The 14,514-nt window shown below is 57.3% G+C and carries 15 protein-coding genes; 5 read left to right on the forward strand and 10 right to left on the reverse strand.

The features are described from left to right. Window positions 1–4: 4 nt before the first annotated feature. Together ACP90_RS16480 and ACP90_RS16485 are read right to left on the reverse strand one after the other, a co-directional pair. The gene (locus ACP90_RS16480) at window positions 5–1,348 is read right to left on the reverse strand and encodes an NtaA/DmoA family FMN-dependent monooxygenase (RefSeq protein WP_062488969.1); all 1,344 of its coding nucleotides are present in this window, start codon (window positions 1,346–1,348) and stop codon (window positions 5–7) included. A gap of 200 nt (window positions 1,349–1,548) precedes the next feature. Beyond that, window positions 1,549–2,133: a class I SAM-dependent methyltransferase gene (locus ACP90_RS16485; protein ID WP_062488970.1), complete on the reverse strand. Its 585-nt coding sequence runs from the start codon at window positions 2,131–2,133 to the stop codon at window positions 1,549–1,551. A 368-nt stretch (window positions 2,134–2,501) separates the two neighbouring features. On the opposite strand from ACP90_RS16485, the gene ACP90_RS16490 reads away from it, so the two are divergent. The 3 genes from ACP90_RS16490 to ACP90_RS28545 all read left to right on the forward strand — a co-directional run bounded on the left by ACP90_RS16490 (window position 2,502) and on the right by ACP90_RS28545 (window position 4,487). Beyond that, window positions 2,502–3,632 (forward strand): prohibitin family protein, encoded by a 1,131-nt coding sequence (locus ACP90_RS16490; protein ID WP_023004115.1) that lies wholly within the window; start codon window positions 2,502–2,504, stop codon window positions 3,630–3,632. A 100-nt stretch (window positions 3,633–3,732) separates the two neighbouring features. Continuing rightward, entirely contained in the window at window positions 3,733–4,311 is a 579-nt protein-coding gene (locus ACP90_RS16495; protein ID WP_023004114.1) for a DUF697 domain-containing protein, read from the forward strand. Continuing rightward, complete coding sequence (locus ACP90_RS28545) at window positions 4,311–4,487, forward strand: hypothetical protein (RefSeq protein ID WP_023004113.1); 177 nt, start codon at window positions 4,311–4,313, stop codon at window positions 4,485–4,487. Before ACP90_RS16495 ends, ACP90_RS28545 begins: the two co-directional genes overlap by 1 nt. A 224-nt stretch (window positions 4,488–4,711) precedes the next feature. On the opposite strand, the gene ACP90_RS16500 is transcribed toward ACP90_RS28545, so the two are convergent. Together ACP90_RS16500 and ACP90_RS16505 are read right to left on the reverse strand one after the other, a co-directional pair. Then, window positions 4,712–5,065, reverse strand: a complete 354-nt coding sequence (locus ACP90_RS16500; RefSeq protein WP_062488971.1) for a cupin domain-containing protein — start codon at window positions 5,063–5,065, stop codon at window positions 4,712–4,714. 98 nt (window positions 5,066–5,163) lie between these two features. Then, window positions 5,164–5,994, reverse strand: coding sequence for a peptidoglycan-binding protein (locus ACP90_RS16505; protein ID WP_023004111.1), 831 nt, complete (start codon window positions 5,992–5,994; stop codon window positions 5,164–5,166). A 222-nt stretch (window positions 5,995–6,216) separates the two neighbouring features. Here ACP90_RS16505 and ACP90_RS16510 point away from each other — a divergent pair, with 222 nt between their 5' ends. Then, a complete protein-coding gene (locus tag ACP90_RS16510) occupies window positions 6,217–7,098 on the forward strand; it encodes a DMT family transporter (RefSeq protein ID WP_062488972.1) in 882 nt (293 codons plus the stop codon). Between the two features lie 42 nt (window positions 7,099–7,140). On the opposite strand, the gene ACP90_RS16515 is transcribed toward ACP90_RS16510, so the two are convergent. The 3 genes from ACP90_RS16515 to ACP90_RS16525 are packed head-to-tail and all read right to left on the reverse strand — an operon-like array spanning window position 7,141 to window position 10,261. Next, window positions 7,141–8,205, reverse strand: a complete 1,065-nt coding sequence (locus ACP90_RS16515; protein WP_023004109.1) for a TRAP transporter substrate-binding protein — start codon at window positions 8,203–8,205, stop codon at window positions 7,141–7,143. A 20-nt stretch (window positions 8,206–8,225) separates the two neighbouring features. Next, entirely contained in the window at window positions 8,226–9,791 is a 1,566-nt protein-coding gene (locus tag ACP90_RS16520) for a TRAP transporter large permease subunit (protein WP_062488973.1), read from the reverse strand. Continuing rightward, window positions 9,788–10,261: a TRAP transporter small permease subunit gene (locus tag ACP90_RS16525; RefSeq protein ID WP_208993349.1), complete on the reverse strand. Its 474-nt coding sequence runs from the start codon at window positions 10,259–10,261 to the stop codon at window positions 9,788–9,790. The genes ACP90_RS16520 and ACP90_RS16525 overlap by 4 nt, the downstream gene beginning before the upstream one ends. A gap of 433 nt (window positions 10,262–10,694) precedes the next feature. Between ACP90_RS16525 and ACP90_RS16530 the strand changes: the two genes are divergently transcribed. Then, window positions 10,695–11,237: a peroxiredoxin gene (locus ACP90_RS16530; RefSeq protein ID WP_055653804.1), complete on the forward strand. Its 543-nt coding sequence runs from the start codon at window positions 10,695–10,697 to the stop codon at window positions 11,235–11,237. An 84-nt stretch (window positions 11,238–11,321) separates the two neighbouring features. Here the strand turns inward: ACP90_RS16530 and cydX are convergent, their stop codons facing one another. From cydX to ACP90_RS16545, 3 genes are read right to left on the reverse strand one after another with little or no spacing between them, the layout of a single operon-like run. Then, window positions 11,322–11,441: a cytochrome bd-I oxidase subunit CydX gene (cydX, locus tag ACP90_RS16535; protein ID WP_031270783.1), complete on the reverse strand. Its 120-nt coding sequence runs from the start codon at window positions 11,439–11,441 to the stop codon at window positions 11,322–11,324. Window positions 11,442–11,453: 12 nt separating this feature from the next. Further along, window positions 11,454–12,611: a cytochrome d ubiquinol oxidase subunit II gene (gene cydB, locus ACP90_RS16540; RefSeq protein ID WP_062488975.1), complete on the reverse strand. Its 1,158-nt coding sequence runs from the start codon at window positions 12,609–12,611 to the stop codon at window positions 11,454–11,456. 6 nt (window positions 12,612–12,617) lie between these two features. After that, window positions 12,618–14,222 carry a cytochrome ubiquinol oxidase subunit I gene (locus tag ACP90_RS16545; protein ID WP_055653799.1) on the reverse strand — a complete coding sequence of 535 codons (1,605 nt, stop codon included), beginning with the start codon at window positions 14,220–14,222 and terminating at the stop codon, window positions 12,618–12,620. Window positions 14,223–14,514: the final 292 nt, after the last annotated feature.

A 14,514-nucleotide genomic window follows, 5' to 3' on the forward strand; every position in this document is an offset into this window, starting at 1 on the left:
ATCGTCAGCCTTGCAGCCCGAGGCGCTGCCTGAGTGTCAAAGGTTCGTGCCCCGCCGGCCGTACGTGCCCTCGCTGGCGGAGAATTGGCACGACGGAGCGGGAAAACTCGTCAAAGCTTCCGGGAAAGTGGGTCGGGGTAATCACGAAGCCGTCGCAAGCGCCGCTTGTAAAATAGCTCTCAAGCTGATCGGCCACCTGTTCCGGCGTTCCGACAAGACGCGGCGTCGACGTGCTCCGTGCCATCCGAATGGCAATGTCGCGAAGCGTCCAGAGCCTTCCCCTGTCCTCTTCCCGGATCCTCTCCAACCAGGGAAATGCGGCTCCGCCATCGACAGCCGCCTTGTTTGGCGACTTGCCAGAACTCTCCAACACCTTGTCGATTGGCGTATCAGGATCGAACCCTGTCGCGTCGACGCCGATCATGCCAGACAGAAAGGCGATGGCGACATCCGGATGGATCAGCTCGTCCAGATATTCGGCCCGCGCTTTTGCAATGGCTTCGGTTTCACCGATCACAGGCTGCACCGCCGTCAGCAGGAATATCTTCTCCGGGTCGCGCCCCATCTCTGCAGCCCGGCGGCGAACATCTGCACGCAGTTCCGACATGCCCTCGGCATCTGCCTGAATGGCGAAAACGACATCAACCCATTTGGCGGAAAAATCGCGACCCCGCGGAGAAACGCCGACACTCATCAGGATCGGTTCACCGTCCGGTCCGGCGGGAAGTGACAAGGGACCTCGGAGCTTGAAGCGTTCGCCTTCGTGATCAATCGGATGGATCTTGCCGGTGTCCGCGTAAAGCCCGGACCCCTTGTCACTTACCAGCGCGTCCGGTTCCCAGGACTTCCAGAGCTTGCGGCAGATCTCCAGGATCTCTTCTGCCCTGTCATAGGCTTCGGGAGAAATGAGCTTTGGGAAATGACCGAAATTGTGCCCGTTGCTCGGACCAGCGGAGGTCACGACGTTCCACGAGATCCGGCCCCTGCTGAAATGGTCCAGCGTACTGAGCGTACGGGCCAGATGATAAGGTTCCATGTAGGTGGTCGATAGCGTGACCGTAAAACCGAGCGACTGCGTTACCGAGGCCATGAGGGAAACCAGCAGGTTCGGGTCATGGCGGATGGCACCAACCGCACCGTGTTTCAAAAAGGTTTCGTAGTTGTCGTTCAGTCCGGTTGTCACGCTGAGCGATTCTGGAATGAATGCGAGGTCGAACCCGCCCCGTTCCAATGTGACCGCCGTATCCTTGAAGAGATCGGGATCACAGAAATCCGTTTCGCTGTACGGGTGGCGCCACATGCCGGCGAAATGGCTTCCAGGCACCAGAATATACCCGGCCAGAAACATATGACGATTTGCAACACCAGAACTCAAATCACCCCCCAAGACCGGTTTTTAGCAAAGTAATCGATCGTTTAAATTCGCTACCTACTCACTTTTCATTCTCATGACCTAACGGCAATAAAAAACAATTCACGAATTTTTCGCAGAAGATAAGTTAATTTTTATTCACATTCGTCGTTCAACATATCTCTTTTCGACGTTTACTAAATTTTTCGAAAAACCCTCAGGGTGTTGCCGTAAAAGACCCTTGGTATTTCGAGACTCTCGACCAGTTCAAAGCCCGCAGCCCTTACCTGCTTCTCAACTTCTGCGGTTTTCACCTGCTTCACCCATTCACCGGAAAAAATCAGGTCATCGATATTGTGGGCCAGGCGGCGCCAGAAAGGTGCTTCGACCATATCCTTGAAAAGGAACACTCCTGCGGGACCGACTCGTTTGATCGCCTCTTCAACAGCCGTCATCCGTTCAGGTTCGGCAACATGGTGCAGCACGTCGACCATGGTCACCACATCGAAGCAGTCGTCCGGCAGCTCCGCGAAGCTGTCAATTTGCAGGAAGGATACTTCCGCTGAGTGCCCCATTCTCCCCGCTGCCTTGCGGGCCGAGGCAAGAGCGCCTTCGTGGACATCGCAGCCGGTTGCTTCGCTTATCCTTCCGGATGCCAGCAGAATCGCCAGCAACGCGCCATTGCCGCAGCCTACATCCAGAACCTTTGCATTTGCTGGAACATGCCGCTCCATCTCTTCGAATGGGCAGACGTAGGGCCTGGCGGAGATCAGCTTGCGCAAGAGCCTTGGCTCATAATCGTAAAGGTCAAAAAGGAACCGGCTAAGGTCCTTGCGATCGAAACTGAATGACCCTGTGCTGGCTGACACTCACCACTCCCATAGTCTGTTTCGATCTTGGTTTCACAAACCGTGAAATTAACCATACGTTGTAGTGACGCAACGCTACACAACACAACTTAAGCAAATTCTTTGGCTCTTGCCTAGCTCAAGAAACACGCTTGCCACAGAGTTGTTTTCTTGCAACTGTGCTGCAATTGACGCAGACAAGACTACTCGGAAAGCATTGAGAGTTCTTGTTTTTATGCGTTTCTTGGCCGCTAGGTCACCTTAACGAGCTGCGGAGCCGTTTCAATTCCTGGGAGCGCTGAATGAGCGTTGCGGAAGACGACGTCGAAGTTGGTAAGCCGAAAAAGAAGCCGCGCAAGATCCACAGGATGAGCCGGACCGACAAGGCCATCGCCTATCTGCTGCTGCTCGGCTTCGTCTCGATTGTCTTGTGGCCGCTGACGTTCTTCGTCATCGGGCCGGGTGAAGTCGGCGTCCTGTTCAGAACCCTCACCGTCGGCACCGAAACCAGGTTTGTTTATCCCGAAGGCATCAACATCAAATGGCCGTGGAACCGCATCTACCGGTACGAAGTCCGCATCCAGAAACAGGATGAAACGGTCCACGGCCTGGCAGCGGACGGCTTGCGCATCACATCCGATATTTCGGTTCTGTATTACCCGAAGGCGGATAATGCCGGCAAACTGCACCGGGCGATCGGGCCGGAATACGCCGACCGTTTCGTCCGCCCGACCGCCGTGGAAGCGGTTCGCTCGGTGATCGGCAAATACGACCCTCATGAGCTTTATCAGGTCGACATGACGCGCCTCGAAAAGGAAGTCATGGAGACCATTGAAGCCAACAATCAGGATCTCATCGTCTTCGACCAGGTTATCATTCGCCGGATCGAACTGCCGAAGGAAATCAATCAGGCGATTTCACGTAAGCTGACCGAGGAACAGAACGCCCTCGCCTATGAATACGTGCTGGAGCAGGCCCGCAAGGAAGCGGAACGCAAGCGGATCGACGCCATCGGCTACCAGACATTCTACTCGATTGTTGCAGATGCCCTGACGCCGCAACTGCTGACCTGGCGCGGAATTGAAGCGACCGTCGAACTGTCCAAGTCCAACAACAGCAAGATCGTGATCGTCGGTGGCGGGAAAGATCAGCTTCCGCTCATCCTGGGCAGCGACATTGCAAACCAGCCGAATTTACCAGCGCCCGCTCCGGTTAATCCGCAGCGCTACCGACTGCCTGATTTTGATAACCTGCCACAGCTTTTCCCGAACGCTCCTACAGCAGAGGCAGATACATCTCAGGATCAGGAGACACAGCTGAGGCCTGACGAAAATTCGACCGGCGACAGTACATCAAGCGAAAGCACGACGTCAGGTGAGACCGCGCCTGCTTCGAATGATCAAAACACGGAAAAGCCGCAAACTGACAATTGATACCGCGCTGATTGTAAGATTGAAATCGGACCGCACTCAAGCTACGCTCACGTAGAGTAAGCAGCGGGGAGCTGCGACGCTGAAGGAAGGAAACTGTGAAATGACAACGAAGTCCACTCGCACAAGTTCCGCAAAATCAGAAGCTGAGGACACTGTTGATGCAGCTGAAAAGCTGGCAGACGGCAAGGCTCAGACCGAAAGTGCTCCGCTGACCCCGGAAGAACGCACGCTGGCAGCCGAAAAGATCATTCGGGACCATGTCATCGTCGGTACAGGTACCGGCCTCATTCCAGTTCCGATCTTCGATCTTGTCGCCGCAATCGGAACGCAGCTCAACCTCATCCGCAAGCTGGCAGCCGTCTATGACGTGCCATTCTCGGAAAATCGCGCAAGAACTGCAGTAACCACGCTTCTGGGAAGTCTCGGCGGTGTCGGTGCAGGAACCTTTATTGCCACCAGCTTCATGAAGACCATTCCCGTGCTCGGCACTGCGCTCGGTATCGTCGGATCAGGCGCTACGCTTGGTGCCTTCACCTTTGCCGTCGGCAAGGTGTTCCAGCAACATTTTGAAACGGGTGGAGATTTCCTGAGTTTCGACGCAGCTGCCTACAAGGAGCATTTCAAGAAGATGGTGAAGAAGGGCGAAGACATCGCGGAAGAGAAGTCGGAAGCCGCCTGATGTTTGTCGCGCCACTGGTCATCTATCTGCTCTTGTGTGTCCTGGTCGGTTACCGCGGTCGGGACACACGGCTTGGTTCGTTCGGCTGCTTCCTGGCAAGCGTGGTGCTGACACCCGTTCTGGTGTTCGTCATCCTTTTGCTGACAGAACCTGCCGGTTTTCAGTCGCAGAAGTAATCTGACCGAAAAAAGCAAACCGGGTAACACCGTTCCCGGTTTCTCTTCAGCTGCCTCAAAAGCCTCATCAGGTTGCGAGCAGCACGATGCTGTTGAGGTACCCCAAACAATAGCGCTGCAATCTACCCTGACCTTACCGAACTCCAAAAGGTCAGGGTACGTGCTCATATGCGTTCGCAGCTAATCCTGAAAAGTCACGTTGCTCAGCTCCTGGAATGCCTGCGTCAAGACGGCAGGCGGATCACAAAAAGCTTGCGAGTGGTTTCAAGGACTTCCCAGGTTCCGGAGAAACCGGGCTGCAGGACAAAGCTGTCTCCGGGGCCAATTTCCCGGGTGACGCCGTCCTTGTCGGTCAGCACCGACCTGCCGGTAAGGATCGAACAGAACTCCCATTCGTCATAAGAGATTTTCCAGGCTCCCGGTGTTGCTTCCCATACGCCCGAGAACAGGGTCTCGTTGTCCGTCGTTTCAACCAACCAGGTGGTAAACTTAGGATCGCCCGCAATAACCTTTTCCGGTGCTGGCGCATCTTGTTCGGGAACGATGTCGTCTAGATTGAACGGCAGGAAGGCGTGCATGCGGGTCTCTCTGTCAAAGATGGATCAGTTTGAACTGCCGGATGCTAGCCTCCGCTAACGATGCTGACCAGATGACCTTGGCCTTCAATCATCCGTCGTCACGCCCGCAACAGCCGAATGTTGCGCCGCATCTGCTGAATCTGTTCGAAACTCAGCACAAAGGGCGTGGTCCGGGGCAGCGTCGCCAGGATGTTCTGCTTGTGTGCCACATGCTCGCTCACACCCCGTGGACTGTCGATCAGATTATGGGCGACCTCATGGGCAAGTGTGCTGGCATCCGCGTTCTTCTTGATTCGGGTAACGGCACCCGTGTGGTTGGCCTTGGACAGGGCCAGATCCGTGTCGGGATTGAAGCGACGGATATAGAACACCATGATTTCATTCGGACGGATCCTGACGGACGTATGCGCCTCAGCAAGTTCCTTCATCCGGGCAAACAAGAGGCCATGCTGCGAAAACTCCGTCTCCTCGGCAGCGGTCAATGCCAGCGACTGGATGGAAGCAACCTCGAAGTTGATACCGTAATGTCCGTAAAGCTCCTTCGCGGTCGTTTCCGCAGTTGCAACCGGAGCATCCGGCGTCACCACGACAAAGATGTGCACACGAACCTTGTGAGTGAAGGACGCGAGCGCCCGGTCCAGCTTGGCCATGGTATTTCGTCCGACGGCGCCGTCGTCCTTGATCGGGGCTCCGCCATGCGTTGAACGCTGGAACTCCTTGACCTTTTGCACGGTTTCACTGCCGTAGACCCCATCCGGACTGAGCCCCGTTCCACCAACGGATTTTGGCATGGGAAACCCCAGGTCAATCAACCCGAACTGAACCAGATGCACTCCATGACCGCTTGACCCGCTGCCGAGCCAAGGGCTGTTGGTGGACGCTGCGGTGAGCTGCGGCACGTTGCGGAAATAGGGAGACGTCAATGCCATGGGACGGGGCTTCCGGACAGTGGACCTGGGAACGTCGAAAACAATCGATGATTGCATCTTACCGCAAAACACTATCGCCCCGAAACGAATTACGTAGCGGCATCAGCAATTTCCGTATTCCAGTTTCTCCTGGTGTCCGGACAGGCCTGATTTCGTGAAATCGTGCCTTGCCGCCCTGCCTGCCGCGATGCTTCACTGCGCCAAAACCAGGGAGACACGGGAATGGAAACGGCCATGACCGGCGGTCGCAATCAGGTGACCACCGGAATCGGAATGATGTGTGCAGGTGTCGTGTGCCTATGCCTCAACGACGCCATTGCCAAAACATTGACGGCTGATTACAGCCCCATCCAGATCCTGTTTCTGCGCAATTTGATCGCGCTTCCGATTGCGGTTCTGATCGCACTGAAAATGGGTGGAAGATCTGCCTTGATCTCGCACCGCCCGGCAGCCCATCTTCTTCGCGGAGTGTTGTGGCTCTGCGCCGCCACGCTGTTTTTCACCGGGCTGAGCCTTCTTGGCCTCGCCGAAGCAACAGCTCTGATTTTTGTCATGCCTGTTTTTGTGACAGCGCTTTCCGCCCTGGTCTTGCGAGAGCAAGTAGGCTGGCGTCGATGGACGGCAGTGCTCGTGGGATTTCTGGGCGTTCTGGTGGTTGTCCGTCCGGGTTCAGGCACTTTCCAGGCAGCATCGCTCCTCCCAATCGCAACGGCTTTCTTCTATGCCGCGCTCATGCTCAGCGCCCGCCTTGTCGACCCGCGCGAGAGTGTCTGGACCCTGATGCTTTACCTGGTGGGGGCCGGCGCAATCATGAGTGCCCTTGCGATGCCCTTCGTCTGGGTGCAGCCACGCGCGGAGGACATCTGGCTGTTTCTTGGCATCGCACTATTCGGCACGGCCGGCATCACCCTGATGACACAGGCCTTCCGCTTTGCCCCGGCAGCCGTTGTCGCGCCATTCGATTATACCGCGCTCTTGTGGGCGACCCTGCTCGGCTGGCTCTTGTGGGGGGAAATTCCCGACATAGCAACCTATGTCGGTGCCGCGATCATCATCGCGAGCGGCATCGCCATCGTCCTGCGCGAACGGCAGCTGGAAACCTGAAGCCCCGCCGGTGGCCAATGCCACCGGCAGGATCAACTCTGCTTACATGCGCTGGGTGAAAGTGGTTGCCTTCACCAGTGCCGCGTAGTCCTTGGCAAGCTCGAGGAACGCGTCATAGCTTTTCTGCACTTCGGCAAACTTCGGATTGGCGGCAGCGTTTTCCGCCATCACTTCCGCAACAGCCGTCTTCAGCGCAGCCAGGACATCATCCGGGAAGTTGGCAAAGGTAACGCCGTCTTCCTTCAGTTTCTTCATGGCAACCGCGTTGTAATAATCGAACTGTGCGGTGGTCTCGACGGAAGCCGCTTCCGCAGCATAGGCGATGATTGCCTGAAGGTTCGCCGGCAGGCTGTCGTAGGCTTCCTTGTTGACGACGATTTCCAGCGCGGCTGACGGCTCGTGGAAGGCCGGAACATAGCAGTAGCTGGCGACCTTCTGCAGGCCGAATGCCTGGTCCAGCATGGGACCAACCCACTCGGCCGCATCGATGGCGCCGGACTGGAAGGCCGGGAAGATTTCCGGAGGCGGCAGCAGGACAGCGTTGACGCCGAGCTTGCGCATGGCTTCACCGCCCAGACCGGCAATGCGCATGTTGAGGCCGGCAAGATCGTTGAGGCTTTCCACCGGGTTCTTGAACCAGCCGGCCGCCTGTACGCCCGAACTGCCGGAATAAAACGGCTTGAGGCCGCGTTCTTCATAAAGGCTGTCCCACAGGTCCTGTCCGCCGCCATAGCGAAGCCAGGCGGTTGTTTCGACCGCGGTCATGCCGAAAGGAACGGCAGAGAAGAAGTGCATGGCGGTGTTCTTGGACGCGGCATAGTAAGGCGTCGAATGACCGATCTCGGCAGTACCCTGCTCCACGGCATCTTCAACACCGAACGGCGGTACGAGCTCACCACTGGAATAGACCTTGAAAGTCAGCTGTCCATCGGACATTGCAGCCACGCGGTCGGCAAAGGCGGTTACGTTGGTGCCCACACCCGGCGCCTTCGCCGGAAAGGAGGTCGGCAACTTCCATTCGATCTTGCCTTGCGCAATTGCCGGTGCTGCCAGCAGGCTGGCAGGTGCGGCAACGGCACCAGCCTTCAGAAAATCACGTCTTTTCATGCTTGTGTCTCCCTCGATGTTCAAAACAGGACGTCCGGCAACAGGGTTGCCAGTGCCGGAAAGGCGGCGACCAGACCGAGCGCCAGAAGCTGGATGGCGACAAACGGGATCACCGAAACATAAATGTCAGAGGTGCGAATATCCGCCGGTGCAACCGATCGAAAATAGAAAAGCGCAAACCCGAATGGCGGCGTCAAGAACGAAGTTTGCAGGTTGAGCGCAATCAGCACCGCAAACCAGACCGGGCTTATGTCGCTTTGCAGGATAATCGGCCCGACAATCGGAACGACAATGAAAATGATCTCCACGAATTCCAGAATGAATCCGAGCAGGAAGATCACCAGCATTGTCAGCAACAACATGCCATAAGCGCCGCCCGGCAAGGCGTGCAGCAACTCGGCCACATGTTCATCACCGTTGAACCCTCGGAACACGAGCGACAGGATGCTGGCAGCAATCACGATACCGAAGATCATTCCGGTGATGGTGACGGTTTCCCTCAGCGCGGGCACGAGTACTCCTCCCCGGATCAGAGAAGCTGCTGCGATGGCCAGCATGACAAGGGCAGCGGCCGTCATAACGACGGAAACGATCGTCAGTGTCGTCCAGCTGATCCGGCCTCCTTCAAACTCCAGACCGAACAGACCGAGCCTGCGCAGGATCAACAGCAGAATAGCAAAGGCAGCGCAGGCCATGGCAACACGCGCCACCTTGCCGTCGCTTCCTGCAGCCGCGATCAGGACAGCCCCTGCGACACCGACACTTGCGGCTTCCGTTGGCGTTGCAATGCCGATCAGGATGCTGCCGAGCACGGCGATGATCAACCCGAGCGTGGGCGCGATATCCCGGAATAATTCCCGGCCTGACACGCGAGGCTTTGGTGTCGGGGTCTTAGCTTCCTGTCCTTTCGGAGAGGCCCGGCGCAGTCGCAGCAGGACGTATGCCGCATATAGCGCGACGAGGAGCAGCCCCGGGATCAGCGCACCGGCAAAGAGATCCCCCACCGTGACCGGGTCCGGCGCGAAGTTGCCGGCTTCCTGCTGCGCTTCGAAGTAGGCATTGGATACTTGATCTCCCAGGAGGATCAGAACGATCGACGGCGGAATGATCTGACCGAGCGTGCCGCTGGCGCAAATGAGGCCACTGCTCATGTGCTTGTTCACGCCCGCGGCCAACAGAGCCGGGAGTGTGATCGTGCCCAGCATGACGATGGTTGCCCCAATGATACCGGTCGAGGCGGCAATGAGTGCGCTCACCAGAACCACAGAAAGCGCCAGAGCGGACTGCTGCCCGCCCATTGCAGCCGTCAGGCTCTGCAACATCCGCTCTGCCTGGCGCGACTTTTCAAGAAGCAACCCCATCAGCACGAAAAGCGGCACCGCCAACAGGAGCGGATTTGTCATCACGCCATAAACGCGCTGGGGAACAGCCTGGAAGAACACGAGGTCAAAATGCCCGGTGGCGGCGGCGACCAGCGCGACAATCGTCGGTGCGCCGGCGATTGCAAGCAGGACCGGCACGCCGGAAAGAATACAGGCAAATACGGAAAGGGCCAGAATGATGAGCCAGATGATATCGGCAGTCATGAAAATTTCCGTCGCATCGCGCCGAACAGCTTTTGAAGGATGTAGATCACCACCAGCGCAGGCAGGATCACCAGACAGGTCTTGACCAGAAACAGGCCGGGCAGACCGCCGGTTTCCGGAGAGCCTTCCAATATCGCCCAGGAGCTTTTGACGAGCGGGAATGCCGTCCAGAGCATGATCGCAAAGACCGGCAGCGCGAGCAGGAGGTCTCCAAGCCAGTCGATACGCCGGTTTGTCCGCTCGCTCCAGTTCTGGCGAAATACATCGACCCGCACGTGCTTGTCTGCATCGAAGGAAACGGCGACAGAAAGGGCCACGAGGGCTGCAAAAGCGTAGTTGACCGCGTCCTGGATTTCCAGAAAACCGAAGCCAAGCAGATAGCGCATGAGCACCATGGCCAGCTGGCCGAAAAAGACGATCGCGGCAAACCCCATGCAAAGCATGTGTACCGCCCGAAAGACCCTACGCATTCATCACTCTTGCTGCTGGAAGTCGCATTTCGCTCTGGTCACGGCGTCAAGACCCGACCTTCTGGAGCCCCCTCCTCAGCCCCGCATTGCGCCACAGGCGAACCACACGGGACGTGGTCAGCTTAATGACCGAAATTGAGCGTGTATACAATGATTTGAGTGCTTTTTCCGGAAAAGGCGGACCACCCACAGAAGTCCGCCAACCGTGCCCCTGGAAATGCCGACCAGCGGCATATCGCCTCGATTGAGTGCTTCGCACAGGCTTCTTGTCTATTGCGGAGCAAAATGGATTGCGGCATTGCAGCAAATGGGCTAGGCCGAACTTCTCCTCCACTTTCAGGGCGCTTGTGCCCTGCCCGGTTCTCCTCCCGCGGGCAAGGCACGATTTCGGCACTCTGGACAGTTTGCAACCGTTCAATTTCTGGAGTTTGCGATGCTCAGCAAAAAAGTTCCGTTCGTTACCTTCCGCACCCGCGTCCGTGATGAATCTATTGAAGGTCCGAACCCGTTCCGCTGGGAAGACAAGACCAGCGACGACTACTTCAAGGGCAAGAAGGTCGTTCTGTTTTCGCTTCCAGGCGCATTCACTCCGACCTGCTCCACCTATCAGCTTCCGGATTTCGAAAAGCTGTTTGAAGAGTTCAAGGCTGAAGGCGTTGATGAAATCTACTGCATCTCCGTCAACGACGCTTTCGTGATGAATGCCTGGGCAAAAGCCCAGGGCGTCGAGAACGTCAAGGTTATTCCGGATGGATCCGGCGAGTTCACCCGCAAGATGGGCATGCTGGTCGCCAAGGACAATCTCGGGTTCGGCATGCGCTCCTGGCGCTATGGCGCGGTCATCAATGACGGCATCGTCGAGCAGTGGTTCGAAGAAGAAGGCTTCTCCGACAACTGCGAAAGCGATCCTTACGGCGTTTCCTCGCCGCAGAACATCCTGGAAAAGCTGCGCGCTGCAAAAGTGCAGGCCGCCTGATCCACCAGGAACTGGTCCAGCAAAAAGCCCCGGAGCAATCCGGGGCTTTTTCATTTTCCAACACGATTTCCAGAAAAGCCGGAACTACTTGCGGCCTTCCAGACGGCGGCGTTCGTCCTCCGACCTCAGCTCCAGCCACATCGCGTTCAGGATCGCCATGGCGCAGGCCAAAGGCATTCCGAGGACCCAGGCAAAATACCACATGTTGCAGTCTCCTCAGTAAGCGCTGTGGTTGTCACGTTCGATGGTTTCTTCATCCACCTTGCCCCACAGGACCTTGTACACCCAAGCGGTGTAGACAAGGATGATCGGCAGGAAGATGAGCGTCGCCACCAGCATGTTGAACAAGGTCCGGTGGCTGGAAGATGCGTCCCAAACCGTCAGGCTGGCTTCGGGCTGTATCGATGATGGGAGGATGAACGGGAACATCGAGACACCGACTGTCGAGATGATCCCGAAAATCGCCAGCTTCGAGAAGAGGAAGATCGGCATTTCGAAACGTGTCTGCAAAAGCACGAGCGTTCCGAACAGGCCAAGGAACCCGAGACCGGGGGCCAGCCAGAGGATGGGGTGGACTGTGTAGTTGTACATCCACGCCCCACCTTCGGTGATCGCCTGCTTCGCCAGTGGATTGGCCGCCATGTTCGGATCGATTTCGGAGGTAATGCGGAAACCTTCCACATAGCCGCTGGCAACGAGATACCCGCCGAGAGCGAACAGAGCGATGCTGAGGCCTGCCGTTACCGTGCCGAACCGCCGCGCGCGCGCAGCAATATCACCTGACGCCCGCATCACTAGCCAGACAGACCCATGCGTGACGAGCATTGTCACCGACAACAGCCCGCACAGCAGTGAGAACGGCGAGAACAGAGCGAAGAACGACCCTTCGTATGTCATCCGCAGATCGTTATCGAGCGAGAACGGGACCCCGAGCAACACATTGCCGACGGCAACACCGAAGACAAGCGCCGGTACGAAAGACCCCGTGAACAGTGCCCAGTCCCAGGCGTTGCGCCAGGAGGGATCCGGCCGCTTGGACCGATACTTGAAGGCTACCGGCCGCAGGATCATCGCGGCCAATACCACGAACATCGCCAGATAGAACCCCGAGAAGCTGATGGCATAGAGCGGCGGCCAGGCAGCAAAGATCGCCCCGCCCCCCAGGATGAACCAAACCTGGTTTCCTTCCCAGGTCGGGCCGATCGTGTTGATGACGACACGCCGTTCGATATCTGTCTCGGCAACAAAGGGCAGCATCGCGCCCACACCCATGTCGAAACCATCCATCACGGCAAAGCCGATCAGAAGGACGCCGAGCAGCAGCCACCAGATCATCTTCAGGACGGAGTAGTCGATCATTTCATAGAGGATCATTTTCGATTACTCCGCTGGTACAGAGGCTGCGGCCGGGACCGGCTGCTTCGGCGCGGCCGGAACTGCATCCGGGTTCTCGCCGTCTTCAGGGCCGATCTTGATGTATTTGATCATCAGCGTGATCTCGATCACCAGAAGCGTGCTGTAGAGTGCAACAAAGCCGGCAAGCGTCAGCAGGACCTCGGTCACGCTAAGGCTCGAGACACCGGCAGAGGTCGGCAGCATACTTTCGATGATCCAGGGCTGACGGCCATACTCGGCGACGAACCAGCCCATTTCGCAGGCGATCCACGGCAACGGGATCGACCAAACTGCGACATGCAGCAGCCAACGACGCTTTTCTCTCAGAACGTCCAGCCGCCCGGACGACGAATAGTAGAAGAACACCGTGGTCATCAGGATGAAGAAAAAGCCGCACGCCACCATGATCCGGAAGGAATAGAACATCGGCATGACTTCCGGCACGGTGGACCAGGCGGCCGCGTCCACCTGAGCGGTGGTCGCTTCCATCGGATTGTCCGTGAACGGCAGCAGCAGATAGGCGTACCCAAGCGAGTTCTCGTTCTGCAGGAAGGTTTCGCGGACATCCGCACTTGCATTTGCCGGATCCTGCCGGATTTTCTGCAGCGCATCCCAGGCTATGGCACCCTGCCGGATGCGGTCCTTTGTCCGCTCAACCAGATCCTTGATGCCGGGAATGATCGTATCGAGGGAACGCGTTGCGATCAGGCCCATGACATAGGGCACTTCGATGGCAAAGACGTTCTCCCGCTTCTCCATATCCGCCCAGGCAATCACGTTGAACGAGGCCGGAGCCGGCTCGGTCTCCCACATGGCTTCGATCGTCGCCAGTTTCATCTTCTGGTTCAGGTTGGCCTCGTAGCCGCTTTCATCCCCGAGAACGACAACCGAAAGTGCAGATGCAAAGCCGAAGGCGGACGCGATGGCCATGGATCGTTTGGCGATCGGAATATGTCGGCCTTTCAGCATGTACCAGGCAGAGATACCCAGAACGAACATCGACGCGGTGACGTAACCTGCAGAAACGGTGTGCACGAACTTCGCCTGCGCCACCGGATTGAATAGCACTTCATAGAAACTGGTGACTTCCATGCGCATGGTGTCGGGGTTGAATGCGGACCCGACAGGGTGTTGCATCCAGCCGTTGGCGATCAGGATCCAGAGTGCCGAAAGGTTTGTTCCAATCGCGACAGCCCAGGTGGCAGCCAGATGCTGGCGCTTGGAGAGCCTGTCCCAGCCGAAGAAGAACAGCCCAACGAATGTGGCTTCCAGAAAGAAAGCCATCAGGCCCTCGATCGCCAAAGGCGCACCAAAGACATCGCCGACATACTGACTGAAGTAGGCCCAGTTCATGCCGAACTGGAACTCCATCGTCAGACCGGTAGCGACCCCCAGGACGAAGTTGATCCCGAACAAGGTGCCCCAGAACTTGACCATGCGCTTCCAGACCTCTCGGCCGGTCATCACATAGACTGTTTCCATGGTGGCCAGCAGGATCGACAGGCCGATGGTCAAAGGCACAAACAGGAAGTGGTAGAGCGCTGTCATGGCAAATTGCAGCCGGGACAGGTCAACGACGTTCAGTTCCATCGTATTCCCCCTTTACGGACCGGAGAGGCCCGAGCATTTCGGCAGTCGTGTCCAACGTTCTATCGAACCGCAACAGGCACGTCTGCACATCAGGACGATCGACGGGTAAATGCCCTGTCGGAGGGGACCGGGCCTGTGTCGATCTTGATTGAAAACCCGGTTTTCGTCTCGATCCGGCAACGGCAATCAACTTCACAGTGAATGCGGATTGCGGCCGCCAATCCCGTCAATGAACCGGCTTGGAAAACGAGTCTTCCTATGGACTGATCGTGGCCCACCGCCCCCCCAAGGT

The sequence above is a fragment of the Labrenzia sp. CP4 genome (assembly GCF_001579905.1).
In the GTDB taxonomy this organism is placed as follows: Bacteria; Pseudomonadota; Alphaproteobacteria; order Rhizobiales; family Stappiaceae; genus Roseibium; species Roseibium algicola.

Coding starts and splice junctions, on each gene's coding strand:
- cydX (WP_031270783.1), bottom strand. CDS start 11,441: ATGTGGTATTTTGCCTGGGTCCTCGGAATGCCTTTGGCCTGCGCCATG.
- ACP90_RS16505 (WP_023004111.1), bottom strand. CDS start 5,994: ATGGCATTGACGTCTCCCTATTTCCGCAACGTGCCGCAGCTCACCGCA.
- ACP90_RS16480 (WP_062488969.1), bottom strand. CDS start 1,348: ATGTTTCTGGCCGGGTATATTCTGGTGCCTGGAAGCCATTTCGCCGGC.
- ACP90_RS16510 (WP_062488972.1), top strand. CDS start 6,217: ATGGAAACGGCCATGACCGGCGGTCGCAATCAGGTGACCACCGGAATC.
- ACP90_RS16525 (WP_208993349.1), bottom strand. CDS start 10,261: ATGCGTAGGGTCTTTCGGGCGGTACACATGCTTTGCATGGGGTTTGCC.
- cydB (WP_062488975.1), bottom strand. CDS start 12,611: ATGATCCTCTATGAAATGATCGACTACTCCGTCCTGAAGATGATCTGG.
- ACP90_RS16530 (WP_055653804.1), top strand. CDS start 10,695: ATGCTCAGCAAAAAAGTTCCGTTCGTTACCTTCCGCACCCGCGTCCGT.
- ACP90_RS28545 (WP_023004113.1), top strand. CDS start 4,311: ATGTTTGTCGCGCCACTGGTCATCTATCTGCTCTTGTGTGTCCTGGTC.
- ACP90_RS16490 (WP_023004115.1), top strand. CDS start 2,502: ATGAGCGTTGCGGAAGACGACGTCGAAGTTGGTAAGCCGAAAAAGAAG.
- ACP90_RS16520 (WP_062488973.1), bottom strand. CDS start 9,791: ATGACTGCCGATATCATCTGGCTCATCATTCTGGCCCTTTCCGTATTT.
- ACP90_RS16500 (WP_062488971.1), bottom strand. CDS start 5,065: ATGCACGCCTTCCTGCCGTTCAATCTAGACGACATCGTTCCCGAACAA.
- ACP90_RS16515 (WP_023004109.1), bottom strand. CDS start 8,205: ATGAAAAGACGTGATTTTCTGAAGGCTGGTGCCGTTGCCGCACCTGCC.
- ACP90_RS16495 (WP_023004114.1), top strand. CDS start 3,733: ATGACAACGAAGTCCACTCGCACAAGTTCCGCAAAATCAGAAGCTGAG.
- ACP90_RS16545 (WP_055653799.1), bottom strand. CDS start 14,222: ATGGAACTGAACGTCGTTGACCTGTCCCGGCTGCAATTTGCCATGACA.